The sequence below is a fragment of the Shewanella sp. SP1S2-4 genome (assembly GCF_031932075.1).
Classification (GTDB): Bacteria; Pseudomonadota; Gammaproteobacteria; order Enterobacterales; family Shewanellaceae; genus Shewanella; species Shewanella baltica.
The window spans coordinates 174,845-200,817 of record NZ_JAUOET010000002.1 but is presented as its reverse complement, the minus strand read 5'-3'; the positions used below and the strand labels follow the sequence as shown (position 1 = coordinate 200,817).

Sequence of the window (25,973 nt, the reverse complement as noted above, 5' to 3'; positions counted from 1 at the left end):
TGGAGAGCTCAAATGAAACGGCTGTTTTTAATCTGTTTTTTCAGCCTGTTCACGCTGGCGCATCCAATGCAATTGAATGCCGAACCTATTGAATTAGAACACTATCAAGCCAAGGCACTCGTCAACTCTGGGCAAATACTGTCCTTAAACGGTACACTCGCCGTAGTTAATCAGTTTTGCCAAGGTGAACTAATTGATGCTCATCTCTATCAAGAAGATCATAAATGGCGCTATGATTTGCAAATCAAAGTTCAGCGTGGCCAAATCGTCAATCTCAGTATTGATGCAACCAATGGCCAAGCCGATCACTCAATAGCATTACCGAGCGAATGTCGAAAACATGAAACTGTTACTCGTTGAAGATAACCCAATGCTAGTCACCGAGCTGGAGAAACAACTCAAACTCGCTGGCTATGTGACCGATATTACAGACAAAGCGCTTGAAGCCGATTATCTGATCAAAGAAACCCAATACGATTGCGTGATCTTAGATATCGGCTTGCCCGACGGCAACGGCCTCGAACTGCTCGAAGGCTGGCGTAATCAAGGGATCAGCACTCCAGTCATCATGCTGACCGCACGCAGCCAATGGCATGAAAAAGTCGAAGGCTTTAATGCTGGCGCCGACGATTACTTAGGTAAACCTTTCCATGCACAGGAATTATTGGCCCGTATTCAAGCTCTTATCCACCGTGCCCATGGCCGTTTAAACACCTCTAGCAAGCAATTAAGCTATGGCGGCGTGATCTTAGACGAAGCCGAGCAAACGGTGAAAGTGGCAGACCAATTGTTTGAGCTAACGGCGATGGAATTCAGACTGTTAAAAATCTTCCTGATGTCGCCTAAGAAGCTGTTATCTAAGACACAGCTCACCGATAAGCTGTATCAGTTTGACGATGAAAAAGAGAGTAATGTGGTCGAAGTTTATGTGACCCACTTACGTAAAAAATTAGGCAAAACCGCTATCGAAACCCGTCGCGGCCAAGGTTATATCTTCCACGGCATTATTGAATGATCTCGATCCGCACTAAGCTCAGTTTATGGTTAACTGGCTTACTGGTAATAGGCACAGTCATTGGGCTCATATTATTTGAGTCCATGCTGCGTCAGGCTTTCCATGACTCTATTATCAATCGCTTAGAAGAGGATCTCGAACATATTATGTTGGCAACCCATATCCACGATGGGGACATCAGCATAGATCAAAGCCAGCTTTCCAGTTTCTATAAGCCCGCCTATTCAGGCCGCTATTTCCAGCTTAACCTGCCTAATGAAGTCATTCGCTCGCGCTCCCTGTGGGATATGCAGTTAGATATCGAGCCACTCGCGCCGAATAAAACCCGTGTCTGGCAAGCTAAAGGGCCAAAAAATAACGATATGCAGCTGTTATCACTGGGATTAAATTCGAGTAGTGCCAATGTCAGCGCTACCTTAACCGTCGCCCAAGACTTGAGTATCGGCAGACGCGTATTTAGCGAAGTCTATGGCACTAAGCTTGGGATCAATCTGGCGATGTTAGTTGCGATGATCGCGGGGATCTTCCTGATCCTGCGCCAATCCTTTAAGCCAGTTAAGCATATTCAGCACGCGCTTTCGCGGCTAAGAGAAGGCGAAATTAACGCGCTGGAGCTGAATAACATCCCCCCCGAAGTGCAGCCACTCGCTAAAACTTACAACGAGTTACTCGAGTACACAGCCAAGCAAATTGAGCGTAGCCGCAATAACTTAGGTAACTTAAGCCATGGGCTTAAAACCCCGCTGGCCGTGATGCAGCAACAGGTCGAAGCCCTTGGTCTTAAAGATCCTGAAACCGCCATTGCCTTGCAGCAACAGCTGGATTCTATCCACAAGATGGTCGAGCGCAAACTGGCCGCGGCAAGGATCACTGGCGATATGCTTCCTGCGGCGCAATTGGTGATCCCAAGGGATTTACACAGCCTAGCCAACACCTTAAACAAAGTTCACCGCAATAAAACCATCGAATGTGATTTCGAACTCGACCCTAATATTCTCAGGCTGCCGATCCACAGGGAAGATGGCATGGAGCTCCTAGGCAATCTGCTGGACAACGCCTTTAAATGGGCCCAGAGCCGAGTCAGTATTCAGCTATCACGCCAACAGGAACGTCTCTGCCTTTGTATCGATGATGATGGTCCTGGGGTTGCCGATGATGAACTCGATAAACTCACTCAAAGAGGCACTCGACTAGATGAGTCTGTCATGGGGCACGGTTTAGGTTTGTCGATAGTGAAGGAAATTGCCGAACAGTATGAGATTGGGCTTAAGTTTAGCCACAGCACTCGCTTAGGTGGACTGAGGATCGAACTGACCTTCAGTTAGTCTCGCTTAACATGCTCAGCGTTAAATGCTCTCTTTAAAATACTCATAAAAAAACGCCATCGAATTGATGGCGTTTTTTATGCTTAATGTCTGATGACGTTAGGCTTTATTCACGTTCGTACTTTCAAAAATCTTGTCGGCAGACGCAGCCACAAAGCCAGTATAAAGCTCACCATTGGCCATAGGATAACGCAGCGCAAACTCATAGAAACAACTTGGGATTTCCACTGTCGCATCGGTGAATTCAAGGCCAATCTTATCGGCCATAGTCGACGATTGCTCTAATAACACTTCTGGCGAACCTTTGATCTCGCCACCTGAACCATTAAGCACAAAGCCCGCTTGCTTCAGGGCATCATTCACTGACTCTAAAGTTTCAAAACCGTCGAGGTGATTGATAGACACAGTGAAATGGTTAGCGCGATAGCCAAAAGCCGCTACCCAAGCCGCATATTCGCTCTCAGTTAATAAATCCTGATAGGTTTTAGAATCTAAAGACCAATGGCGACCCGAGTAAATAAAGTTGTCCGCCGTTGTCGCCGCTACATCCACTTGGGCGATTAAGCCTTGAATGGTGTCTTGCAGCGCTGGGCTAAATTCTTCAACTAACAGCTCAGAGATAAACACTTTAGGCTGAGTCGAATCTGGGTGTTCAAAATGCTTAGCGATCAGTTTTTTCTGCTCGAACTTATAATCACCGCAAGGCACATAACCTAACGAAGTAAAATGCTTAGCAAGCACGTCCAAATTCACCTTAGCGATATTGAAAGTACGCAGGGCAATATGATCGTTGATGATCGGCTTACCATGGCCCAGCAGCGCATGCACTTTTGCCGCCGAAGGGGTCATTTGAATATAGTCTTGCCACAGGGCGGCAAATAACGCGTTGATGTCGGTATGCATAAAAACTCCTTTTATTGTGCTGCGGTTATTGCTGTTATTTTGCCGCGAACACTAAATGTAACGACCTAGATGCCACTGTTGCAGCGTCACACATACCCACAGTAGAAGCTCAAGTTACGTTACTGCTTGTTATTAAAAAGGAAGAACATTCGTCCTTCCTCCTCTTTACCACGTACTCTTTACCACATAAAAGACAAATCTTTACCCGCTTATAAGCTCAAACCTGGGCTTAATGTCGCGGGTAAGCTCACTGCATCGGCCTCGACCGAAGCGACGGGATAAGCACAGTAATCGGCGGCATAGAAAGCGCTCGCCCTGTGGTTACCCGATGCGCCAACGCCACCAAAAGGTGCCGCGCCCGATGCGCCAGTGATTTGTTTGTTCCAGTTAACAATCCCTGCACGAATGCGCGCGAGAAAATAGTCATAATCTTCACGGCTATCTGCCAGTAAACCCGCAGACAAACCGTAACGCGTTTGGTTAGCCAGTTTGATAGCTTGATCGAAATCGCTATAACGCACTAGCTGTAGCAGAGGTCCGAAGTATTCTTCATCCGGCAAGACATCGATAGCCGTCACATCGATAAGGCCAGGAGAGACTAAGCCCGTACCCGCTTCTAAATGGGTTAACTCGACTAACGATACGCCGCCCAAGTTCTGCAGATTCGTCTGCGCCGCAACCATACCTTTGGCGGCAGTTTCAGAAATCATTGAGCCCATAAAAGGTTGTGGCTGCGCGTTCCAAGGACCGACTTTAATCTGTTTGACCGCATCGACTAACATGGCAATCAAGGCATCGCCCTGCTCACCTTGCTCTACATATAGACGGCGCGCACAAGTGCAACGTTGGCCAGATGAGATATAAGCCGACTGCAAAATATCGTGCACGGCAGCTTTAATATCCTGCACACCTTTAATGATCAGTGGGTTATTGCCACCCATCTCAAGTGCTAAAATCTTGCCTGGATGACCTGCATATTGTTGATGTAAAAAATGACCCGTGCGTGAGCTGCCGGTAAAGAACAGACCATCGAGCTGCGGGTGAGAAGCCAGTGCTTTACCCGTATCCACCTCACCTTGGACTAAGTTGAGCACGCCAGCAGGCAGACCCGCTTTATCCCATAGGCTAACCATCAGCTCGGCAACTTTAGGCGTCAATTCAGAAGGTTTAAAAATCACCGTATTCCCAGCCAGCATCGCAGGTACTATGTGACCGTTCGGCAAATGACCGGGGAAATTGTAAGGACCGAACACCGCCACAACACCGTGGGGTTTGTGACGGATAACCGCGCGTCCCGCTGGCGTATCGTTGGCTTCAGTGCCCGTACGTTTATTGTAAGCCGCGGCTGATAGTGCAATTTTGCCTATCATAGCGCCGACTTCGGTCGCCGTTTCCCACTGAGGTTTACCCGTTTCTTGGGCAATCGTTTCAGCCAATTCCGCTTTGTTGGCTTCAAGTTGGCTGCGATACGCTTCGACTATGGCTAAGCGTGCATCGAAACCTAACATAAACCAATCAAACTGCGCGGCGCGCGCGGCATCAACGGCGGCGTTAACTTGTTCTGCGGTGGCAGTTTTACCTGTCCAAATAGTTTGAGCATTGGCTGGGTTAATTGAGGCCACGTCATGACCTTTGCCAGCATGCCACTGACCTTGAATATAATGTGTCATTTGTTATTCCTACATTGCCAAAATACGGATTTGATCGCCTTTTGCGAGTAACAAACCCGCGGCCAGCTCAGGGCTAATGATGATATGTTCGGATTTGTCGTCCACAGCCAGTGCGGCTGACGTCGCTCGATAATTGGCTAATTGAGTATTTGAGATAATAAATTGAGTGTCGGCTTCGACCATGTCACCAATATCAACGGTTAATAAACGGCTTTCACGCACGCCGCGAATGTCCGATAAACGACACTCAACCGTTGGACCACCATCAAAAATATCCACATAACCGCGGCATCTAAAACCTTCGGCCTGCAGCAGACTTAATGCGGGACGGGTATTGGTATGCACTTCGCCAATCACTTTCTGCGCTTCTTCTGGCAATAGACAAACATATACCGGATTTCGTGGCATCATTTCGGCCATAAATGCCTTTTTACCCAAACCAGAAAGATAATCTGCTTGAATAAAATCAATGCCTAAAAAGTGTTTTTGCAGCCAGCCATAGAAAGGTGAATGACCATCGGCATCGCTCACACCGCGCATTTCGGCAATTACAGTTTCGCCAAAACGCTTTGCATGTTGCGCTAAAAACAGAAAGCGACTGCGGGATAACATGCGGCCATTGTTGCCCTTGCGATACGCTTCACGCAAAAACAGGGTGCACATCTCGGCGGCGCCAGTGTAGTCATGGCAAAGGGTGAGGGTTTCGACCTCGTTGCGCACGTCAATTTGTTCGGAATGATAGACTTCGGTACCGAGTCGATAATGGTAAAACGCATCTTCCATTCCCACGGCTGCTTCGATAGCGCACGTACCCACCACTTCTCGGGTGTCGGTATCTTCCAGCACCATCAGATAACCTTCATCGAAGGGCGCATCGACGGTTTTGACGAATGAGGCTTCTGCTCGCGCAATTTTATGTCTGAGCAAATCGGCATTCACGGGTAATGACGTAAAACCATGACCAGACTCTTCGGCAATTTGATATAAGGCTTCAAAATCGCCAGCCTGAATAGGACGTATGATTAACATCTTAGTGTCTCCTCACTTTGGCTTGCCGTGCATCAAGGCACCTCTCTTCGAAAAGACAGGTAATGATGCACGTAAGTATTCCCTGACAAAAAAGGAGTGCGAATAAATTCAACACTCCTTTGGTCATTTAGGCGGCAGCTATGCTCGCCACAGCACGTTCAAAACGAGCTAGACCTTCAGCAATATCTGCCTCAGGGATCACCAGAGAAGGAGCAAAACGTACCACGTTAGCACCCGCCATCAGGCTCATTAAGCCTTCAGCGACAGAGGCCACCAAGAAGTCGCGTGAACGGCCTTGGTATTGTTCATTAAGAACTGCCCCTAACAGCAAACCTTTACCGCGTACTTCTGAAAATACATGATATTTTTCATTAATTTTGTTCAAACCATCGCGCAATAACTGCTCGCGATGTTTAACGCCGTCTAACACTTCAGGCGTATTCACTACGTCTAACACAGCATTACCGATAGCGCAGGCTAATGGGTTACCACCGTAGGTAGAACCGTGAGTGCCCACTTTTAAATGTTCAGCAATCTCAGCCGTTGTCAGCATAGCTGCGATAGGGAAACCACCGCCGAGTGCTTTAGCTGTGGTTAAAATGTCAGGCACAATTTCAGTACCCATGTAAGCGTACAGTTCGCCAGTACGACCCACACCTGTTTGCACTTCATCAAAAATCACTAGCGCATTGTGCTTGTTAGCCAATTCACGCACAGCTTTTAGGAATGCAGGATCGGCATCAATAATACCGCCCTCGCCTTGCAGCGGCTCAAGCATGATGGCACAGGTTCTGTCCGTTACTGCAGCTTCTAATGCAGCAACATCGTTAAATGGCAGGTGAGTAATGCTCTGTGGCTTAGGACCAAAACCATCGGAATAGGCAGCTTGCCCACCAACGCTAACGGTGAAGAAGGTACGGCCGTGGAAGGCTTTATCAAACGCTATGATTTCGTCTTTTTCAACGCCGTGTTTTTCTAAGGCGTAACGACGGGCAAGTTTCAATGCGGCTTCGTTGGCTTCGGCGCCAGAGTTGGCAAAATACACTTTGTCGGCAAACGTGCTGTTAACTAATTTAGTCGCTAATTCTAAGGCAGGCTCGTTCGTCATTACATTTGACAGATGCCATAATTTGTCGCCTTGTGTTTTAAGGGCATTCACAAGGGCTGGATGACAGTGACCTAAGCAATTTACCGCAATACCGCCAGCAAAATCGATAAACTCGTTACCCTCTTGGTCCCAAACTCGGCTTCCTTCGCCACGAACAGGGATCACAGCAGCAGGCGCATAATTAGGCACCATCACTGCGTCAAACTGGGCACGGTCTAACTTCATATCAACGCTCATTCTTCTTCGTCCTTTGTGTTTGTTTAACGGCGCCTTGCACCGTCAGAGTCCCATAGGTATCTTTATCTAGAGTTAGTGATACTGGGATTGCTTGTGTCTATTAATAACCATTATTAGCGAAAATGTGATCAAAATACCAGTTTTTCACAAACATCAATCCTCGCACTTCCACCCAAAGTGCATAAAGATTGCAGTTTAAGAACTATACAAGCGGTTATGCCCGTGGCTTTCAGCATAATTAGTCAGAAAAAAAGTTATTTACCCCTCATTTTGCTAGCTATTCACTGAATGTGAATAACTACACCATTTTAACGAATCAAGTGTGAAAGCACAAAATGGCTAATTTTCGACCTCACCTCAAGGGCTTCTGGCAATAAATTGAACAAGGGAAACACATGGGGCATGTTAGGGTAAAAACAGCCCGTTATCTCGCCACCGCTGGCTTTGACTTGAGCGACTAGGCGCTCAGAATCCTGCAATAACAGCTCCCGCGTACCCGCAATCACTAAGATGGGCGGCAGATCTGCCAAGTCCCCCTGCAAGGGGGAAACTTTTGCTGACATGGGGTCGGCCCCCCCAAGATAAGCGCCACGTAAACGCAGCAAAGCTTCGATGGTGAAGAAGGGATCGTCAGCCGCGAGTATCAACTCAGTATCTCCGGTTAGTGCTAAATCCAACGCGGGAGATAACAAGATACAAGCCGTCGGCAAAGGCAGGGTTAAACGCTTTAATTCCAGCAACAAACTCAGGGCTAAATTGCCGCCAGCAGAGTCGCCCATGAGGATCACATTCTCAGCGCCCTTAAGCGCAATTAATCGCTTATAGGCTTCAAGCACATCATCAAATGGCGCAGGAAAAGGATGCTCAGGTGCGAGACGATAATCAGGAATATAGGCATCCAATTTACAACGTTGGCTGATATCTGCGATCAATCTTGCGTGGGCATGGGGCGTTTTAAAACAAAAACCTCCGCCACGGATATAAAACAGATTGCCAAGGCGAGTTTGCTCATTGAGAAGCACATAGTGCAGCAAGCTAGAGTGTTGCAAAGGGATGGTGGCACTGACTAACTTATCCGGCCAAGGTAGCCAACGTTTATCGAGATCAAGCAACTTTTTACGCACTTGCGCTAGAGGGACTTTGGCCTTGCCGCGACTGATGGATGGCCTAGCGACATAAGATAAAATAGTATTCAGTACAGATGCTTGCCAGCTTGGCATATCCCTTCCTCTACTTAAACGCCGCCATCCCGACGCTCAAGTCGCAGGTCGTGGATTACAGCAGATCTAACTTTCTATAATTCTGTGCTTTTAAGCGCAGTACTTCTTGCTCAGTTAACTCGTAATAATCAAACATTAAACGCTTTTCTTGGGGATCGATTTGACGCATCTCTTCGAGTAACACCACTTTAGCATAACAGTTTGCCCGTGCGACTAATGCCGCCTGCGGTGACAACTCCCGATAACTTAAGGTCAGGTCTAGCTCCTTCAATAACCCAGTCAAAGGGCTAGCTTCAAACTTAAGCAGCTCTAATAACTGCCAGTTTAGTTTATGACCATGACTTAACACTTGTTCAAACACAGCCTTGGCCGGAAACTCAGTGGCAATCACAGCATCATACACTTCCTTGTCACGGCTGCTGCTGGCTTCCCTTATCCAAGAGCCCCAAGTTTGATCGAATAAGCGCGCGCTCAAACTTAGCACAACCGAGGTGCCTAATTGATTGAGCAAGGCACTACTGTAAACTAAGGCTGAGTCAGTATTATGAAGCTGAGCCAACGCATTGGCCGCAATGCCACTGACTATGCTGTAGCGCCATAATTTACGGGTAGTCCACAGCAACTTAGCATTGGCGCTCGGCAGCCAATTACGCAGGCAAAAATAAGGGATAATCGTTCGCAGATTTTCGATGCCGATGTAATTCATCACCAATTTAATATCGGTGACTCGCACATCTGAGCTCTGAGGCCGGCGAGCGCGAAAAGACGGGCTGTTGACCATATTGGTTAAGTCACGGCACAACCAACTTAAGTTGCTGATCAGCGGTCTTAATCGCGTCGCATCAAGATTTTTTGCCAGCAGTAATTCCAGCAACAGAATTTGCGATTCATTGATCTCTGACTTAGCCAGAACCAGTTCGGGGGACGCGAGTTGATGCTCGATGGCGTTATTGACCGTTTCATGCAACTGGCTCGACACGGCTTCGAACACTTCTTTGGCTTTAATTTGCTTCATCAAACGTGCCAAAATCGCTTCGCGCTCAACATCTAACTTATTCGCATCGGCCTCTAATTCAAGGTCGAGGTCATCCAAAAGAGTCGGGCTCGCTTTATGCTTTCCGAGGATCAACTGTTGGTAGAGTCTGTGCTCTATCTCTATAATTTTGCCGGGTCTTACACCGCCCGCAACCGAAATCGCCACTATAAATCTTTCCTATATCGCTAATGCTTGAGTGACGTCAAAACAATCAAACTCTCAAAATCATTACAATTTCAGCACATACACTTAATCTTAGCAATAACGCAAAGTCGCAGAACACAAACATAGTGTGATACCGGATATTTCCTACTCAGTTACCCAATAAAAAGGCCTCACATAGAGGCCTTTACAGGAAATCGAGCTGAGTTATTTGAGTTCTTGTTCGAATAACTTATAGATACGGCGGTATTCGTCTAACCAGCTAGAAGGCTGACGGAAGCCATGGGGCTCGACAGGATAAATCGCCGTTTCAAAGGTCGGTTTTTCCAGTTCAATCAAATGCTGCACCATGCGCACGCTGTCTTGGAAGAAAACGTTGTCATCCATTACGCCACTCATAATAAGCAGTGGTTTCGTTAATCCTTGAGCATGCTCAATCGGAGAGCTGCGCTCATAGGCGATAGGATCAACATCAGGCGTATTTAAGATGTTAGAGGTATAAGGCGCATTATAATGTGCCCAGTCCGCCACAGGACGCAGTGCGGCTCCTGCTTGGAACAGGTCTGGTGCAGTGAACAATGACATAAAGGTTAAGAATCCGCCGTAGGAACCACCATAAGTCCCGACACGCTCCGTATCGACATTCGTATTGGTTCCCATCCAGCTAACGCCATCCTTTAAGTCTTCCACTTCTGGATGACCCATATTGCGATAAATCGCGGTGCGCCAATCTCGGCCATAACCTTTAGAGCCACGGTAATCCATGTCCATCACCACATAGCCTTGCTGAGTCAGCAGGTTGTGAAACATAAACTCGCGGAAGTAACCGCTAAAGCCATAGTCAGCATTTTGCAGATAACCTGCACCGTGGTTGAAAATCACCGCAGGGTATTTCTCGGCACGGGATTTATCATAGCCTTGTGGCAAATAAACGCGGGCGTACACCTTGCCGGCGCCATGGCTTGAAGGTACAGCGACCACTTCTGGTGCCTGCCATGGATAGTTTTTAAAGGCATCACTGGTATAAGACGTCAGTTGCTTTAACTCACCGCCAATGGGTTGAACATAGAGTTCATTAGGCTGTGTGCGGCGTGAAGCATTAAGTAGTAGCTGAGTGCCATCAGGACTTAGGCTGTAATCTAAGTTGCCATCCCACTGCGTTAATTGCTCATTTTTACCTGTGGCTAAGTTCACCCGGTGAACGTTATAAATGCCAGGGTGAGTTTGGTTAGCTTTGTAGTAGATGTAATTCGCGTCCGGTGACAGCTGGATGTCGCTCACTACAAACTTACCTTGGGTTAAGGCGCGCGGCTTTTCACCGAGTCCTTTCACATAGAGCTGCGAATAACCTGATTCTTCCGACAAATAGTACAGCGAATCCGTCCCCGGCAACCAACCGAATTGGTTATAGTCGTAATTCACCCAAGCGTCGTCATGCAAACGATGTTCTGTGGTGAATTTACCTTTAGCGAGATCGACACTGGCGATCCAGCGATCTTTGTTATCGGTGGCTTCTAGCATCAGGGCTAATTTATCTTCCGATTCATGCCACTGAATCGCGCTCTGGGTCCAGCCCCAATCTTGCATCAGCTGAATTTTGCGTGGCGCTTTAGTGCTTTGGTAAGTTTCGCCTTTCGCTTTAGCATTCTCAGCTTTCACTTTGGCAAGCACATCTTCATCAAAACCAGTCAGGCCCTCGATAGTGATATCGACTTGTTTATGCTGGTTTAAATCAAGCACTACAAAGCGTTGTCCTGGCGGCGTATCTTCAGCCACACGTGCACGTACGGGTACAGGGTCGATATACCCGTCGCTGCCTAAGTAGTTAGGCATGATGTCGTGTTCGCTACTACCGGTGTAATTCTTGTCGGTCAAGGCGAGTAAAATATAGCGGCCATCCGGTGACAGGCTAAGCTCTGACACCACTTCGCTATCGCCTAAATACCAAGTGCTGGCGGCGAGCGTCGGGTCGCTTTTTTGCAATTCATCTTTGTACTGTGCTTTGGCTTTAGCATTCTCTTGCTGCAGCGCCACATACTTAATCAATCTGTGCTGTTGCTTGGCAAGGTAAGACGTTGGCTCTTTTACACCTTCTGGGGCTTTCGCCATTTTAATTTCAGCAAGTTGCTCGACTAAGCCTGAGTCTTGATGAATTTGGAAAACATTGTCGCCCTGCCAATAGGCGATATCGCCATTATTGAGATAACGCACGCCATCGATGGCACTGCGCTGACGAGTCAGTTGGCTGATTTTATCTGTGCTTAATTGCTTAACAAAAATGTTGCCCTGATACAGATAAGCCTTGTGGGACTTAGTGCGATCAAACACGCCAAACTGCTGATCTGCCGCGTGTAATTTATCAAGCGCTAGCTCGACGGCGCGACTGTCATTGATGCCTTGCTGATAATAACTGCGCAGAGGTGAAGCACTCGCTTGGCGGGCAAACAGCACGCTTTGGCTATCGTCGCTCCAGTAAGCCTCCTTAGCGAAAACCCCCATCCAATCGGGATTTGCCATAATTTGATTAAGCGTAAGCGCCTGTGAAACCTGTGGCGGTTGGGCTAAGGGAACTTGGAATGCTTGCGGGGATGATGCAGGAGGTGCTGTTTCAGTCGATGTCGCTGCGCAACCTGCCAACACGGCAACCGCTAACGCACTTAAACCCAAATTTCGCATTACGCTTCTCATTTGTCCTTCCTTTTATTGTTATCGCAACGGCTAAATGACCCAGTCTAGTTTATCTGCTGGTTTTGCCTATTCGCGTAGTTTTGCCGCAGTTATAGCATAGTTAATCGCTAAACTTGCTTAAAAAAAGGATAAATCTTGTAACAGAAATTGATACTACGAATATAGTGCGGGGAATTTTTAGAGCGAGGAGTTTTTAGGGCGAGGAAATTATACAGGCACAGTAGGTTGCGCTAAAAAATTAGCTAACAGTTCGAGACCTTGCTCGGTAAGAATGGATTCGGGATGAAATTGCACCCCATACAGCGGTAAGTCTTGATGGCTCATGGCCATGATTTCTCGGCCATGGATTGGATCATCAAACCAAGCATCGAGAACAAAACCTTCAGGCACAGCATCTACCAATAACGAGTGATAACGTGTGACGGTTAAGGGCTGATTTAATCCCTCAAATAACCGCTGGCCAGTATGCGCAATGGCGCTGACCTTGCCGTGCATTACCCGCGAGGCACGCACCACATTGGCACCAAAAACCTGCGCCATCGCCTGATGCCCTAAACACACACCTAGGATCGGCATACGCGTGGCAAAATGCTCAATCGCCGCAAGGGAAATCCCCGCCTCATTGGGAGTGCAAGGGCCGGGCGAAATCACCAGATGAGTAGGCGCAAGTGCCTCGATTTCGGCGATGCTAATTTCATCATTACGTTTAACCACTATCTCTTGCCCTAGCTGCTGAAAATACTGCACTAAGTTAAAGGTAAAAGAGTCGTAATTATCGATCATTAGCAACATACAAGATCCATTGGCCTAAATGGGTAAAGGTAACGCATATCCGACGGATGAATGCGGGCGCAAATGCTACCACACCTTATCCTCAAGGTTTAGCCAATTACGGCGATAAAATACAGCGACAAAAAAGCCAGTCATAGGACTGGCTTAGTTTTAAAACAACTTGGGCATTTCACCACAGCTATTTAGCGGTCGTTATTTTACGACGGTTAAATGGCTGCGACGCTTAGGTGGTTCATCTGTCGGCTCAGGTGCTTTATCGTTTGTTTCAACAACCGATAAAGATGAATCGACTTCATCGTCCACCAGGTAAGCATCTTCAATATCGAAGACAGTGCCAGCACCGTTTTCACGGGCATAAATAGCGACAATCGACGCCATTGGCAACATCACCTGCTGGGGAACACCACCGAAACGCGCATTGAACTCCACAAACTCATTGCTAATTTGCAAATTGCCCACTGCGCCAGCAGCGATATTCAACACTATCTGGCCATCCTTCACGTATTGCTGCGGTACTTGAGTGCCTTCAACAAAGGCATCCACCACAACGTGAGGAGTCAATTGGTTGTCCATCAACCAATCATAGTAAGCCCTTAGTAAATAAGGACGATTTGGAGTCAAAGGTTTCATTACATACCCATGCGCATTTCGCGTTCAGCTTCAGTTAGAGAAGCTTTAAACGATTCACGCTCAAAAATACGTGTCATGTACGCTTTGATATCTTTAGCTACACGGCTATCTAGCTCAATACCTAACACAGGTAAGCGCCATAACAATGGGCCAAGGTAGCAATCCGCTAGACCAAATTCTTCGCTCATGAAGTAAGGCACTTCACCGAAGATAGGTGCAATAGCGATCAAGCTTTCAGTCAGCTCTTTACGAGCGGCTTCAACACGATCACCCTTACGGATACGGTCAACTAGCGAATACCAGTCTGTATCTATGCGGTGCATCATCAAACGGCTTTGGCCGCGAGATACTGGATAAACTGGCATCAAAGGCGGATGAGGAAAACGCTCATCCAAATATTCCATGATAATGCGTGATTCGTATAAAACGAGTTCACGATCTACCAAAGTTGGCACTGAGTTATATGGATTTACTTCGAGCAAATCCTCAGGCATTTCGTTAGGGTCGACCTGTAAAACATCAACAGTAACCCCTTTCTCAGCTAACACGATACGTACTTGATGGCTATACAGATCATCAGCACCTGAAAACAGTGTCATGATAGAGCGTTTGTTGGCAGCAACAGCCATTGATACCCTCCAGAATCGAAATAAAACAAAAGTAAACGAGGGGCTAAGCCCCCCGTTTACACTATGCGGATATTACATTTTACCCGTTATTGGTGCCTAGTGTACATCTTTCCAATACTCTTTCTTCAAGAGGTAGGCCACAATAAAGAATATAAACAGGAATCCGAGTACCCACCAACCCATAGCTTGACGCTCTAGCTTAACAGGTTCAGCCGAATAGACTAAGAAACCCGTGATATCACGAACCGCTTGATCATATTCTTCCGCATTTAATTTAGCGCCAGTCACCACAATAGTGCCATCTTCTTGTTTAACTGGTGTGCCTTGCAACTCTTCGAGTACATGTGGCATACCAACAGATGGGAACACTGTGTTATTCACACCAAATGGGCGACTAGGATCTTTATAGAAGCCTTTTAGATAGGAATAAACCCAATCTTCGCCACGAACGCGTGCAACTAATGTTAAATCAGGCGGTGTAGCACCAAACCATTTAGCAGCATCTTTATGCGGAATCGCGTTTTGCATAAGCTCACCAATTTTGGCATCGGTGAACATATACTTGTTACGCATGTCATCAATAGAGATACCGAGATCAGTAGCGACACGTTCATAACGCTGATACTGAGTGCTATGGCAACCAGAACAATAATGTTGGAACAGGTCCACACCACGCTCTAAAGAAGCTTTATCATGCAGGTCAACATTAGCGTCTTCTAAATGTATTTTATGCCCGCTTGCGGCCATAGCCAGCGTCGGCAACAAGGTGACTAATGCAATCAGTAATTTTTTCATTAGTGTGTCAACCTCGCTGGAACAGGTTTAGTTTTTTCATTCTTGCTGTATACCCACAGCGCCACAAAGAAACCAAAGTAAGTAAAAGTAAACACCTGTGCAACTATCGTCAGCGTCGGCGTAGCAGGAACTACACCTAAGTAACCTAACACTATGAAAGAAATTGCGAATTGAGCAATGTTCAACTTGTGCAGTGTGCTACGGTAGCGAACTGATTTAACTTTACAACGATCTAACCAAGGCAATACGAACAGTACAGCAATCGATAGCCCCATCATTATTACGCCTGCTAATTTATCAGGAATGGCACGTAAAATGGCGTAGAAAGGTGTGAAGTACCATACAGGTGCAATGTGTTCAGGTGTCTTCATCGGGTTAGCCGCTTCAAAGTTTGGCTTTTCAAGGAAGTAACCGCCGCCTTCAGGAATGAAGAACAACACATAACAAAACACAATCAGGAAGCCTGCAACGCCCATGATGTCTTTAACTGTGTAGTATGGGTGGAATGGAATACCATCGACTGGCCAGCCATTCTCGTCTTTGTTCTTCTTAATCTCGATACCGTCAGGGTTGTTTGAACCCACTTCGTGTAGCGCAATTAAGTGTAAGAACACGAGTACCACTAATACTAACGGCAGCGCAATCACGTGCAGTGCGAAGAATCGGTTCAATGTTGCACCAGAGATCACGTAATCGCCACGGATCCACAGGGTTAAATCGTCACCAATAACAGGGATAGCACCAAACAGAGAAATAATTACCTGCGCGCCCCAGTACGACATTTGTCCCCATGGCAGCAAATAACCCATAAAGGCTTCAGCCATCAGCACGAGGAAAATCAGCATACCGAACAACCACAGTAGTTCTCTAGGCTTCTGATATGAACCGTAAATCAGACCACGGAACATGTGCAGATAGATCACTACGAAGAAGGCTGATGCACCCGTTGAGTGCATGTAACGCAGCAACCAACCGTATTCAACGTCACGCATTATGTACTCAACAGAAGCGAATGCGCCTTCTGCTGTTGGTACATAGTTCATCGTCAACCAGATACCCGTCAGTAATTGGTTAACCAATACCAACATCGCTAGCGAACCGAAAAAGTACCAAAAGTTAAAGTTAGTTGGCGTCGCATACTGACCCACGTGACGGTTATAAGTCGCCGTCATAGGGATACGCGCATCAATCCAATTAATTAAATTCTTAACCATTACGCCACTCCTTTATCTACACCGATAATCACGGTGCCATCATCAACGTATTGATGTGGAGGAATAACTAGGTTCAATGGAGCAGGTACGCCTTGGAAGACGCGGCCAGCCATATCGAACTTAGAGCCATGACATGGACAGAAGAAACCAGAAGTGACACCTTCAACTTGCTCACCAAATGAATCTGGTAAATAAGTAGGTGAACATCCGAGGTGGGTACAAATACCGACAGCAATAAAATACTCTGGCTTAATTGAGCGCAAAGGATTTGTTGCATATTCAGGCTGCTGCATTTCAGCAGAAGCAGGATCTCTTAACTTATCATCATGTGTTGGCAGTTCATTGATCACAGCATCTGTGCGACGGACAACCCATACAGGTTTTCCACGCCACTCAACACGGATCAGCTGACCTGGCTCTACTTTACTGATATTTACTTCGACCGGTGCACCTGCAGCTTTCGCTTTGGCACTCGGATTCCATGACTTGATGAAAGGAACCGCTACAGCGACGGCACCAGCACCACCTACTACGGCGGTTGCGGCTGTCAGGAATCTGCGACGTCCGGTATCGACTGGCGCATTGCTCATCCACTTATCTCCCAGAGGGTGTTGGAATTTTTATATTTCAAAGACTTTCGGCCCTTAGTCATCACTAGGGTCAAAAATCGAAGTTTGAAGCGGGGCTCATTATAGCTAAAAATTAGAAGCAGATCATAGTGAAAACACGCAAGTAAGTTAGGGAGATTGCGTGTTTTTTGAAAAAAGTCGAAAAAAGCCCCAACTATTAAGCCGTTTTAATCAATTTGGAAGGTTTTTTGAGCATCTTGTCTGTGACATCGGCATAAAGCATGCATCGCTAATATAAATTAGCCTTAACTTTTCTATCTAAGTTAACAATCGCCAGATAAAAAAATAGGCCCTGGGTAACAGGGCCTATTAGATCAACACTTTTAACGTATTACTTCTTGGGTGAAGTGCTCTTCATATACTTGAAGAACTCGCTATCAGGCTCTAATACCATGATATCTGACTTGCCTGAGAAACTAGCACGATAGGCTTCTAAGCTACGAACAAAGCTAAAAAATTCAGCATCTTTGCTATAAGCATCAGAATATATCTTAGCCGCTAATGCATCACCTTCACCACGAATGGTTAAGGCTTTACGCTCAGCTTCAGCAATCTTCACTGTTACATTAGCATCGATCGTTGCACGGATAATTTCAGATTGCTCTTTACCTTGTGCTCTATGCTCTTTTGCCACAGCTTGACGCTCAGCACGCATACGTTGGTAAATACTGTTACTGACGTTAGCGGGTAAATTGATTTGCTTTACACGCACATCGACAACTTCAATACCTAAGTCTTTAGCGCTTTCTGAAGCATTTTCCAATGCATCATTCTGTAACTCATCACGCTTACCAGAGACAATCTCTTTGATTGTGCGGCGACCAAACTCAGTTCGTAAATCGTTGTTGATCTTACGTTGTAAAAGCGATTCAGCATTCGATTTAATACCACCATTTGTAGACAGGTAATATTTTTCGAAATCCAAAATACGCCACTTCACATAAGAATCGACCATAAGGTCTTTCTTCTCTGAAGTTACAAAACGATCCGCAGCACCATCGAGTGTTTGAATACGGGCATCGAGTAATTTTACTTTATCGATCACAGGTACTTTAACGTGTAAACCTGGACCATAGACGCGAGTGACTTGCTTGCCATCCACATTGTCTTTTAAAATTTCACCGAAACGCGCCACAATTGCGCGCTCGCCTTCATTCACCACCATTAAAGATGACAAACCAATACCTAAAAGTACGGCGATAAGAATAACGCTTAATCTACCCATGGATTACTCCCTCCCTTGGCGAGTACGATCATCGCGGGATGGACGTCCACTCAAAGGCTCATTCGCGCGAGTCGTTGATACAGATGAAGAATTGACATTTTGCTGTGGCTTAGCTTCCAGCTCAATTGTCGCAGGCTTCTGCTGAATTAACTTATCTAGCGGTAGGTACATTAAGTTGCCGTTGTTTTTGGCATCAATCAGCACTTTATTCGTATCAGTCATCACTTGCTGCATTGTATCGAGATACAAACGCTTGCGAGTCACTTCAGGCGCAGCTTGATACTCAGGTAATAACAGCTCAAATCGAGCCACTTTACCGCGAGCCTCTAAGACTTCACGCTCTTTATAAGCATTCGCTTGTTGTGCCATACGTTCAACTTCACCACGAGCTTTAGGTTCAATCTCACGGGCATAGGCTTCAGCTTCACGAATAAAACGTTGTTCATCTTCTTGGGCAGAAATCGCATCATCGAAGGCATCTTTCACTTCTTCAGGCGGACGTGCCGGCAAGAAGTTAACATCGACAATCGCCAGACCCAATTTATAGGGCTCAAGAATGCGCTCTAACTCTTTCCACGTATCGCGACGGATAGCATCACGGCCAGTAGTCAGAATATCATCCATCTTGTTATGTCCGATGACATAACGCAATGCACTGTCGGTCGCTTCACGCAAACTGGCGTTCGCATCGACGGCACTGAACAGATATGAGTAAGCATCTAAAATACGATACTGCACATCAAGCTCAACTTTCACGACGTTTTCATCGGATGTCAGCATGCTACCAGACGCAGGAATAGAGCGAACCGATTGAATGTCAACGGGATAAATTTGGTCAATGAAAGTCGCTTTCCAATGAAGACCTGGTCCTATTTCGCCATTATGTTGACCAAATCGCAGTGCCACACCACGCTCCGCTTCTTTAATTGTATAAAAACCCGAAAGTCCCCAAACAACCAAAGCAACAGCAAGAATGATGATTAGGCTAAACGAACTAAAAGATTGGCCTGAGCCATTTCCTTTGCCGCCAAAGCGCTTTGAAAGATTACGAAAAACCTCGTCAAGGTCCGGTGGTCCTTTGTCGTTACCACCTTTATTTCCCCAAGGATCATTACCCTTGTTACCGGGCTCGTTCCAAGCCATTTAGCACTCCATAAGTGGATGAAATAAATTAGATTATTAACAAACAGCCTCATCTATCGAATCTTCGTAGATGAAGGTTTCTAACTCACCCTGACTCTGTTTAGCTAATCGGCGCCAATCGGCGTCCGATAAACGAACAGACAAAATACAGTTCCCCAGATCGTCGTACTCTTTCTGCTGTATCGCATCCAGTCGATAAAACTGGCCAAGATAATGTCCAGCAGTTGCCGGAATTCTTAGTGTTAGCTCTTTAATCACCTCACCGATAAGCTCAGTGATGGCTTTCAATAGCAAATCAAATCCCAAACGCTTCTGTGCTGAAACCCAAACTCGAACGGGTTTGCCTATGTCGTTATATTCAATTCTTGGGGTTACATCCTCGAGTAAATCGATTTTGTTACATACCACGAGTTGCATGACTTCATCGGCTTCGATGTCTTTCAGTACAGATTGAACCTGATCAAAATTATCCGCCATGTTTTCATCTGCACAATCAACAATGTGCAGTAGTAACTCAGCTTGCCTTGTCTCTTGTAAAGTCGCCTTAAATGCAGCAACGAGATCATGGGGCAAATGACGAATAAACCCTACTGTATCCGCGAGTATCACGGCACCATCGGGTAAATCTAACTTTCTTAACGTGGGATCGAGTGTGGCAAACAGCTGATCTGCTGCATAAACATCGGAAGATGTTAAGGCATTAAACAGCGTTGATTTACCGGCGTTGGTGTAGCCGACTAATGATACTGTCGACAAATCACTGCGCTTACGTGCACGTCTACTCTGTTCACGTTGTTTATCAACTCGCTCTAAGCGTTTGTTGATATTTTTAATCCGTCCTCTGAGCAAACGTCTATCGGTTTCGAGCTGGGTTTCCCCTGGACCACGTAAACCAATACCACCTTTTTGCCTTTCAAGATGCGTCCAACCACGGATCAGGCGAGTCGACATATGGCGCAATTGCGCTAGCTCCACCTGCAACTTACCTTCGTGAGTTCGCGCTCTTTGAGCAAAAATATCGAGAATAAGCGTCGTACGGTCGAGTACTCGACATTGACACACTTGCTCAAGATTACGCTCTTGGGCTGGACTCAATGCATGATTAAAAATCACCACATTGGCTTCGGTCGCCGCCACTAATGCGGCTAACTCTTCAGCTTTACCAGAACCCACAAAAAATTTGCGATCCGGCGAACGTCGACTTCCAGTAATCACCCCGACTGATCGGGCTCCAGCTGATTCTACTAATAGCTGCAGCTCGACTAAATCTTCTCGGCGTTCCTCATCGGAAAAGTCGATATGGACAAGAACCGCAGTTTCTCCCGCCTCATAACGATCAAACAAGAAGTAAACTCCTTAGATAAAACTTATTCGCCACTAGGCGCATCATCTTGAGCACCATATCCGCCTTGGGCATTTTGGTGACCAGTAACGTTGAATGGGCGTGCTGGCACGACAGTAGAAATAGCGTGTTTATAAACCATTTGGCTCACTGTGTTTTTCAACAGAATGACAAATTGATCAAACGACTCTACCTGTCCTTGGAGTTTAATGCCGTTAACCAAGTAAATTGATACAGGAACGCGCTCGCGACGCAATGCGTTCAAAAATGGGTCTTGTAAAGATTGCCCCTTAGCCATTTTATTATTTCCTTTTTAATTTATATAAAATAAATCGATATCAGTGATAGTTTTTTGTTTAGTTTTAGTATTATACAGCAAGGGCTAATAAGCTAGCGGCATTGACGCATAAGTGTAACTAAATTCCCCTCAGCACCACTTTCGAGCCAATTCAACTCTGGCCAACTGCGCAACCATGTTAATTGACGCTTAGCCAATTGCCTAGTAGCAGCAACCGCTTTTTCGACCATAGTATCATAGTCAAACTCACCATCGAGATATTGCCAGCACTGTCGATAACCCACACAACGCATTGAAGGCAAGTCTAAATGCAGGTCTCCACGGGCTTTCAGCTCTGTGACTTCCTCAAGAAAGCCCTGCTTGAGCATAATCGCAAAACGTTGCGCAATTAAGTCATGTAACACTTTGCGCTCACGCGGTGCAATAGCAAACTGCACTACGTCATAGGGCAAGGGAGCAGATTTGGTCTGAGTCAGCTCAGTCATACTCTTGCCGCTTATTCTATAGACTTCCAGCGCTCTTGAAAGTCTTTGTGGATCATTAGGATGAATTCTTTCTGCCGACACGGGATCTATCTCCCTTAATTGGTCATGCAGTGCTTCCCATCCCTTTTCATCCGCCTGCGCTTGGATCTCGGCTCTAATGGCCTCGTCCGCACTCGGCAAAGGTGATAAACCTTCGAGTAACGCTTTGAAATACATCATGGTTCCGCCAACTAATACTGGCGTTTTACCCATGCTGACAATCTGTTCTATCTCGGCTATCGCATCGGCTCTAAAGTCGGCTGCCGAATAACTTTCGCTAGGATCGCGAATGTCGATCAATCTATGTGGCCCACGGGCCAATTCGTCGGCTGAAGGCTTGGCGCTGCCAATGTCCATACCGCGATAAATTAATGCTGAATCGACCGAAATGATTTCGCAGTTATGCTTTTCGGCCAATTCTAATGCTAAAGCAGTTTTGCCTGAGGCCGTTGGCCCCATCAAAAATATCACTTTAGGCTGTAATTCTTTATTCACTTGCTTGCTCTTCTAGCCACGATTGCCAAGGTAATGATATTGCTTTGTTGGCAATAAGCTGTTTTTTCTCGTCAGCTAACTGCGAAAATGCTGCCCAAATTTCTGGCGCCGAAACGAATCCCGTTAAACTGTGTTTTGCCAACCAAAATGCCAATGCGCTTGGCGCAGGTGTTTCAAAACGCAGCGATTGTAACCACTCAGGGATCACTTTGGCTAACTGGCTCTCTCTGATATATGGGGGCACTTTTTTAATAATCAACTGCTGGTAACGAATTGTTAGTTCTAAACCTAACTGGCGGATTAGCGTGTCATGTTCATCGAGCACAGCCTGCCAATCCGCATCGGCCGCGACAGACACTGGCATCAATAAAGGCTGACCAATTAATCCGGTCGCTAGCTTAGCCTCAATCTCTTGGCAACGCGTCGCCAATGCTACTGATTTTATTGGCAATAGACTCAGTTTATCCGCCGTCGCCATTACCCAATATTGGCCATCTAAAATAGCAGGCATAGGTAAAGATGGCTGATAATCTTGATCTTTTACACTGTAAGAAGGTGTTTGCAATAAAGCACCATAACTTGCAATTGCCGCTTTTGACGGTAATTCAGTACGTTGCCGAGATTCACTTGCAGAATAACTGCTGCGACTACTGTCCCTTGGCGTGGCCATGCTGCCAAAGGCATTGGTTTGAGTGCCAAAACTGGCGCCTTCTCGTCCTGCGCCGACCGATTTTACTTGAACGGCAGTGGAAACTGCATCTTGAGCAGACTCAAATGAATCAGCACCAAGTGCAAAAGGGGCAGCTATTCCAACTGCGCTTGTTGGAGCATCCACAAACACATCTTCAACTTCATCCAAGGAACTAGAGTGAACGACATTGAGTTCCCCTGCTTCTTCCAGCGCCGATTGCAGTGCCTGCAAAATATAATCATGCACATAGCGACTCTGATGGAATCGTACCTCATGTTTAGCAGGATGCACGTTTACATCCACTTGATGGGGATCGATATCCAACATCAACACATAACCGGGTTGCTCCAGTTCTGCTTTTTGGGCAAAGGCTTGGCGCACAGCATGATTGACTAAGCGGTCACGGATAAGCCGTCCGTTGACATAAAAATAATGGGTATCAGTAATCACCGGCGACCAAGGTGACTGTAAATAACCACTGAGGCGCAAATCATCGTGTTGACATTCAATCTTAAGCGCTTGCTCAGCAAATGGACGACCACTTACTTGCGTCAAACGTTGTAAATACTGGGCTTCATTCATGGCGGGACGATAATTGCGTACCGTCTTGCCGTTATGGGTCAGTGTAAAATGGATATCGCCGCGCACTAATGCAATGCGCTTTAACCATTCATCAATATGGGTAAATTCGGTTTTATCGCTCTTTAAAAAGCGTCTGCGAGCCGGCGTATTAAAGAATAAATCCACCACTTCAATCGTCGAACCAACAGGATGCGCGGCGGGCATGACTTTAACCGCCATGTCGGCACCTTCGGCATGGGCTTGCCATGCTTCGGTTTGATCTGCAGTTCGCGACGTCAACGTTAAGCGTGAGACTGAGCTGATACTGGCTAACGCTTCACCACGGAAACCAAAACTGAGGATAGCTTCAAGATCGTCTAAGGTGTGCAACTTTGAAGTCGCATGGCGCGATAAGGCCAATGCGAGTTCATCTTTGGGTATGCCAGAGCCGTTATCGCGAATTTTAATCAGCTTGCTGCCGCCTTTATCGATTTCAATATCGACTCGGCTCGCTCCTGCGTCGAGGCTATTCTCGACCAATTCTTTGACTACGGAAGCGGGTCTCTCAACCACTTCCCCCGCCGCAATTTGGTTGGCTAATTGCGGTGGCAGGATCTGAATGCCCATCATGCTTTCCTATTTAACTCTGGGGTATGACTAACGTTTGTCCTAACTGCACCACATCGGACTTCATCCCATTCGCTTGTTTGATGCTAGACATAGGCACACGGTAACGCTGCGCAATGGCTGATAAAGACTCACCACGACTGACTTTATGTTTGACATTCGATGCCGTTGAACTTCCCACATAAGCGGTTGGCGTTCTCTCTTTTGTCGATTTAGTACTGCTAGAGCTTGCGCCGCCTCGCTGGGCAAGCAAGGTATCCGCCGGCGGATTATTGTGATAGTAACGACTCACACCCTTGTAGATAGCATTAGCGATGTTTTCTTGATGGCGGCTACTCGACAGCAAACGCTCTTCTTTCGGATTCGAAATAAAGCCCGTTTCCACCAAGATAGAAGGAATATCCGGTGATTTCAGCACAGCTAAACTCGCCGATTCTGGGCGACTCTTATGCAATTCAGTCACGCTGCCTAAATCCTTAAGAATATCGCCCGCAACTGAATGACCAATGGCCATCGAACTGTTCATCGACATATCGAGCAAGGTCATTGCAAGATACTGTTCATTATCCGTATTTTGGATAATCTCACCCGCGCCGCCCAGCAACTCAGAATGTTTTTCTTTTTGCTCTAACCAACGGCCAATTTCACTGTTAGCACGACGCATAGATAATACCCACACAGAGGCCCCGCGCGGATTGGGTGATGTAAAAGCATCGGCATGGATAGAAATGAGCAGATCGGCCTTACTGTTACGGGCCAACTCAGAGCGCTTATTCAGATTCACAAAATAATCGCCGGTACGGATCATCACAGCGCGCATGCCGGGCGTGTCATTGATTTTACTCGAAACACGTCTGGCGATTTCCAGGGCCACCTTTTTTTCATAAACGCCCGAAGGGCCAATGGAGCCGGGATCGTCGCCACCATGGCCCGCATCGATAGCAATCACAATGTCACGGGATGACTTTGCCGCTTGAGTAACCGTTTTAACAGGGGTAGATGACACAACTGCGGTGGCGGTTGTTAAGGTTTTATCTTCTAAATCAACCACGAGACGATTGCCATAGGGCGCAGTTACGGGCAACGAAAACAAGCTCGCATTCAGTGGCTTCACCAAATCTATGACTAAGCGCAAATCGCCCTTAGTCGGCGACTTACTGACTCGCACGCCCTTGACTAACTTACTATTGTTTTCAAGATTTTTAAGCGCAACTTTAGTGGCGGACTTTTTTAAATCCACCACTAAGCGATTAGGGCCATCTAAAGAGAAATAGGTGTAATCTGGCGCTTCACTTAAATCAAACACGATTCGAGTTGACTCAGGCGCAGCCCAAATACGTACGCTTTCTAACTGATTAGCCGCATGGGCCGTCACAGATAAAAAAGAACATAAAGAAAGAATAATAATTTGAAAAAAGGGGTTATTTTTTATCATTTTAGTTTTTATTTTATCGCTTTTAATAACTTTTCACCTAGCTCTGACAAGGCCTCTATGCGTATTTCACGCCCACTATTTTGATAACTTAAATGCATATGGACATCGGCATCGGGCAATAAACCCTCTCCCTTATCTGGCCATTCAACAATGCACAGACTCTTATCCGTGAAATAATCACGAATACCCATAAACTCCAGTTCTTCTGGATCGTTTAAACGATACAAATCAAAATGATAAACTTCGACACCATCCAGCTCATATGGTTCAACTAAAGTGTAAGTCGGGCTTTTAACGGCTCCTTTATGACCTAAACCTTGAATTAAGCCGCGACTCAGCGTCGTTTTACCGGCACCTAAATCACCCGTAAGATACAGAGTCAAAGGCGCTTGGACATGGCGGGCTAATTTTTGTCCAACCGCAATAGTGTCGTCTTCGTTGTCTAAGAAAAAAGTTAACTCTGTCATATCCGCTTATATCACTGCTGTTATTGATGGAGAAGCGACTCAAGCCTAAAAAGGCACAGGGCACAGAACAAAGTCCAGCCCCG

Annotated in this window: 24 protein-coding genes; 3 read left to right on the top strand and 21 right to left on the bottom strand. The window is 46.4% G+C overall.

Translation table 11 applies throughout. The features are described from left to right. Positions 1 to 12 precede the first annotated feature (12 nt). Genes Q4Q52_RS03100 through Q4Q52_RS03090 form a run of 3 tightly spaced genes read left to right on the top strand, consistent with a single transcriptional unit; the run spans position 13 to position 2,340 of the window. Positions 13 to 360 (top strand): PepSY domain-containing protein, encoded by a 348-nt coding sequence (locus Q4Q52_RS03100; protein WP_006080081.1) that lies wholly within the window; start codon positions 13 to 15, stop codon positions 358 to 360. Further along, positions 341 to 1,015 carry a response regulator transcription factor gene (locus Q4Q52_RS03095; protein ID WP_006080080.1) on the top strand — a complete coding sequence of 225 codons (675 nt, stop codon included), beginning with the start codon at positions 341 to 343 and terminating at the stop codon, positions 1,013 to 1,015. The genes Q4Q52_RS03100 and Q4Q52_RS03095 overlap by 20 nt, the downstream gene beginning before the upstream one ends. Continuing rightward, positions 1,012 to 2,340: an ATP-binding protein gene (locus Q4Q52_RS03090; protein ID WP_071939969.1), complete on the top strand. Its 1,329-nt coding sequence runs from the start codon at positions 1,012 to 1,014 to the stop codon at positions 2,338 to 2,340. The genes Q4Q52_RS03095 and Q4Q52_RS03090 overlap by 4 nt, the downstream gene beginning before the upstream one ends. A 99-nt stretch (positions 2,341 to 2,439) precedes the next feature. Here Q4Q52_RS03090 and Q4Q52_RS03085 read toward each other — a convergent pair whose 3' ends face one another. The 21 genes from Q4Q52_RS03085 to tsaE all read right to left on the bottom strand — a co-directional run bounded on the left by Q4Q52_RS03085 (position 2,440) and on the right by tsaE (position 25,890). Next, positions 2,440 to 3,243, bottom strand: coding sequence for a DUF1338 domain-containing protein (locus Q4Q52_RS03085; protein ID WP_311989811.1), 804 nt, complete (start codon positions 3,241 to 3,243; stop codon positions 2,440 to 2,442). 209 nt (positions 3,244 to 3,452) lie between these two features. Continuing rightward, positions 3,453 to 4,913: a succinylglutamate-semialdehyde dehydrogenase gene (gene astD, locus Q4Q52_RS03080; protein WP_286992888.1), complete on the bottom strand. Its 1,461-nt coding sequence runs from the start codon at positions 4,911 to 4,913 to the stop codon at positions 3,453 to 3,455. 9 nt (positions 4,914 to 4,922) lie between these two features. Then, positions 4,923 to 5,942 (bottom strand): arginine N-succinyltransferase, encoded by a 1,020-nt coding sequence (astA, locus tag Q4Q52_RS03075; protein WP_012197665.1) that lies wholly within the window; start codon positions 5,940 to 5,942, stop codon positions 4,923 to 4,925. 127 nt (positions 5,943 to 6,069) lie between these two features. Further along, entirely contained in the window at positions 6,070 to 7,287 is a 1,218-nt protein-coding gene (locus tag Q4Q52_RS03070) for an aspartate aminotransferase family protein (RefSeq protein ID WP_311989810.1), read from the bottom strand. Between the two features lie 308 nt (positions 7,288 to 7,595). After that, positions 7,596 to 8,507, bottom strand: coding sequence for an alpha/beta hydrolase (locus tag Q4Q52_RS03065; protein ID WP_063881800.1), 912 nt, complete (start codon positions 8,505 to 8,507; stop codon positions 7,596 to 7,598). A gap of 55 nt (positions 8,508 to 8,562) precedes the next feature. Then, a complete protein-coding gene (locus tag Q4Q52_RS03060) occupies positions 8,563 to 9,708 on the bottom strand; it encodes an HDOD domain-containing protein (RefSeq protein ID WP_006084202.1) in 1,146 nt (381 codons plus the stop codon). Positions 9,709 to 9,912: 204 nt separating this feature from the next. Beyond that, entirely contained in the window at positions 9,913 to 12,393 is a 2,481-nt protein-coding gene (locus Q4Q52_RS03055) for a prolyl oligopeptidase family serine peptidase (protein ID WP_311989809.1), read from the bottom strand. A 207-nt stretch (positions 12,394 to 12,600) separates the two neighbouring features. Continuing rightward, the gene (locus Q4Q52_RS03050) at positions 12,601 to 13,185 is read right to left on the bottom strand and encodes an aminodeoxychorismate/anthranilate synthase component II (protein ID WP_311989808.1); all 585 of its coding nucleotides are present in this window, start codon (positions 13,183 to 13,185) and stop codon (positions 12,601 to 12,603) included. Positions 13,186 to 13,377: 192 nt separating this feature from the next. Continuing rightward, positions 13,378 to 13,815, bottom strand: a complete 438-nt coding sequence (locus Q4Q52_RS03045) for a ClpXP protease specificity-enhancing factor (protein ID WP_006080066.1) — start codon at positions 13,813 to 13,815, stop codon at positions 13,378 to 13,380. Continuing rightward, positions 13,815 to 14,444, bottom strand: coding sequence for a stringent starvation protein SspA (gene sspA / locus Q4Q52_RS03040; protein WP_006080065.1), 630 nt, complete (start codon positions 14,442 to 14,444; stop codon positions 13,815 to 13,817). The genes Q4Q52_RS03045 and sspA overlap by 1 nt, the downstream gene beginning before the upstream one ends. 96 nt (positions 14,445 to 14,540) lie before the next feature. Then, the gene (locus Q4Q52_RS03035) at positions 14,541 to 15,239 is read right to left on the bottom strand and encodes a cytochrome c1 (RefSeq protein WP_311989807.1); all 699 of its coding nucleotides are present in this window, start codon (positions 15,237 to 15,239) and stop codon (positions 14,541 to 14,543) included. After that, positions 15,239 to 16,453 (bottom strand): cytochrome bc complex cytochrome b subunit, encoded by a 1,215-nt coding sequence (locus Q4Q52_RS03030; protein ID WP_006080061.1) that lies wholly within the window; start codon positions 16,451 to 16,453, stop codon positions 15,239 to 15,241. Before Q4Q52_RS03030 ends, Q4Q52_RS03035 begins: the two co-directional genes overlap by 1 nt. After that, complete coding sequence (gene petA, locus Q4Q52_RS03025) at positions 16,453 to 17,043, bottom strand: ubiquinol-cytochrome c reductase iron-sulfur subunit (RefSeq protein ID WP_106651681.1); 591 nt, start codon at positions 17,041 to 17,043, stop codon at positions 16,453 to 16,455. Before petA ends, Q4Q52_RS03030 begins: the two co-directional genes overlap by 1 nt. A gap of 370 nt (positions 17,044 to 17,413) precedes the next feature. Continuing rightward, positions 17,414 to 18,307, bottom strand: a complete 894-nt coding sequence (gene hflC, locus Q4Q52_RS03020; RefSeq protein ID WP_311890132.1) for a protease modulator HflC — start codon at positions 18,305 to 18,307, stop codon at positions 17,414 to 17,416. Between the two features lie 3 nt (positions 18,308 to 18,310). Further along, positions 18,311 to 19,450 carry an FtsH protease activity modulator HflK gene (hflK, locus tag Q4Q52_RS03015; protein ID WP_106651683.1) on the bottom strand — a complete coding sequence of 380 codons (1,140 nt, stop codon included), beginning with the start codon at positions 19,448 to 19,450 and terminating at the stop codon, positions 18,311 to 18,313. A 36-nt stretch (positions 19,451 to 19,486) separates the two neighbouring features. Then, entirely contained in the window at positions 19,487 to 20,794 is a 1,308-nt protein-coding gene (hflX, locus tag Q4Q52_RS03010) for a ribosome rescue GTPase HflX (RefSeq protein ID WP_106651684.1), read from the bottom strand. A gap of 23 nt (positions 20,795 to 20,817) precedes the next feature. Then, complete coding sequence (gene hfq, locus Q4Q52_RS03005) at positions 20,818 to 21,090, bottom strand: RNA chaperone Hfq (protein WP_006084207.1); 273 nt, start codon at positions 21,088 to 21,090, stop codon at positions 20,818 to 20,820. Between the two features lie 92 nt (positions 21,091 to 21,182). Then, a complete protein-coding gene (gene miaA / locus Q4Q52_RS03000) occupies positions 21,183 to 22,109 on the bottom strand; it encodes a tRNA (adenosine(37)-N6)-dimethylallyltransferase MiaA (RefSeq protein WP_106651685.1) in 927 nt (308 codons plus the stop codon). Continuing rightward, on the bottom strand, positions 22,102 to 23,988 hold the full coding sequence (mutL, locus tag Q4Q52_RS02995) for a DNA mismatch repair endonuclease MutL (RefSeq protein WP_371824968.1): 1,887 nt from the start codon (positions 23,986 to 23,988) through the stop codon (positions 22,102 to 22,104). Before mutL ends, miaA begins: the two co-directional genes overlap by 8 nt. A 13-nt stretch (positions 23,989 to 24,001) precedes the next feature. After that, positions 24,002 to 25,423, bottom strand: coding sequence for an N-acetylmuramoyl-L-alanine amidase (locus tag Q4Q52_RS02990; RefSeq protein WP_311898582.1), 1,422 nt, complete (start codon positions 25,421 to 25,423; stop codon positions 24,002 to 24,004). Between the two features lie 8 nt (positions 25,424 to 25,431). Next, positions 25,432 to 25,890, bottom strand: coding sequence for a tRNA (adenosine(37)-N6)-threonylcarbamoyltransferase complex ATPase subunit type 1 TsaE (tsaE, locus tag Q4Q52_RS02985; protein WP_106651688.1), 459 nt, complete (start codon positions 25,888 to 25,890; stop codon positions 25,432 to 25,434). Positions 25,891 to 25,973: the final 83 nt, after the last annotated feature.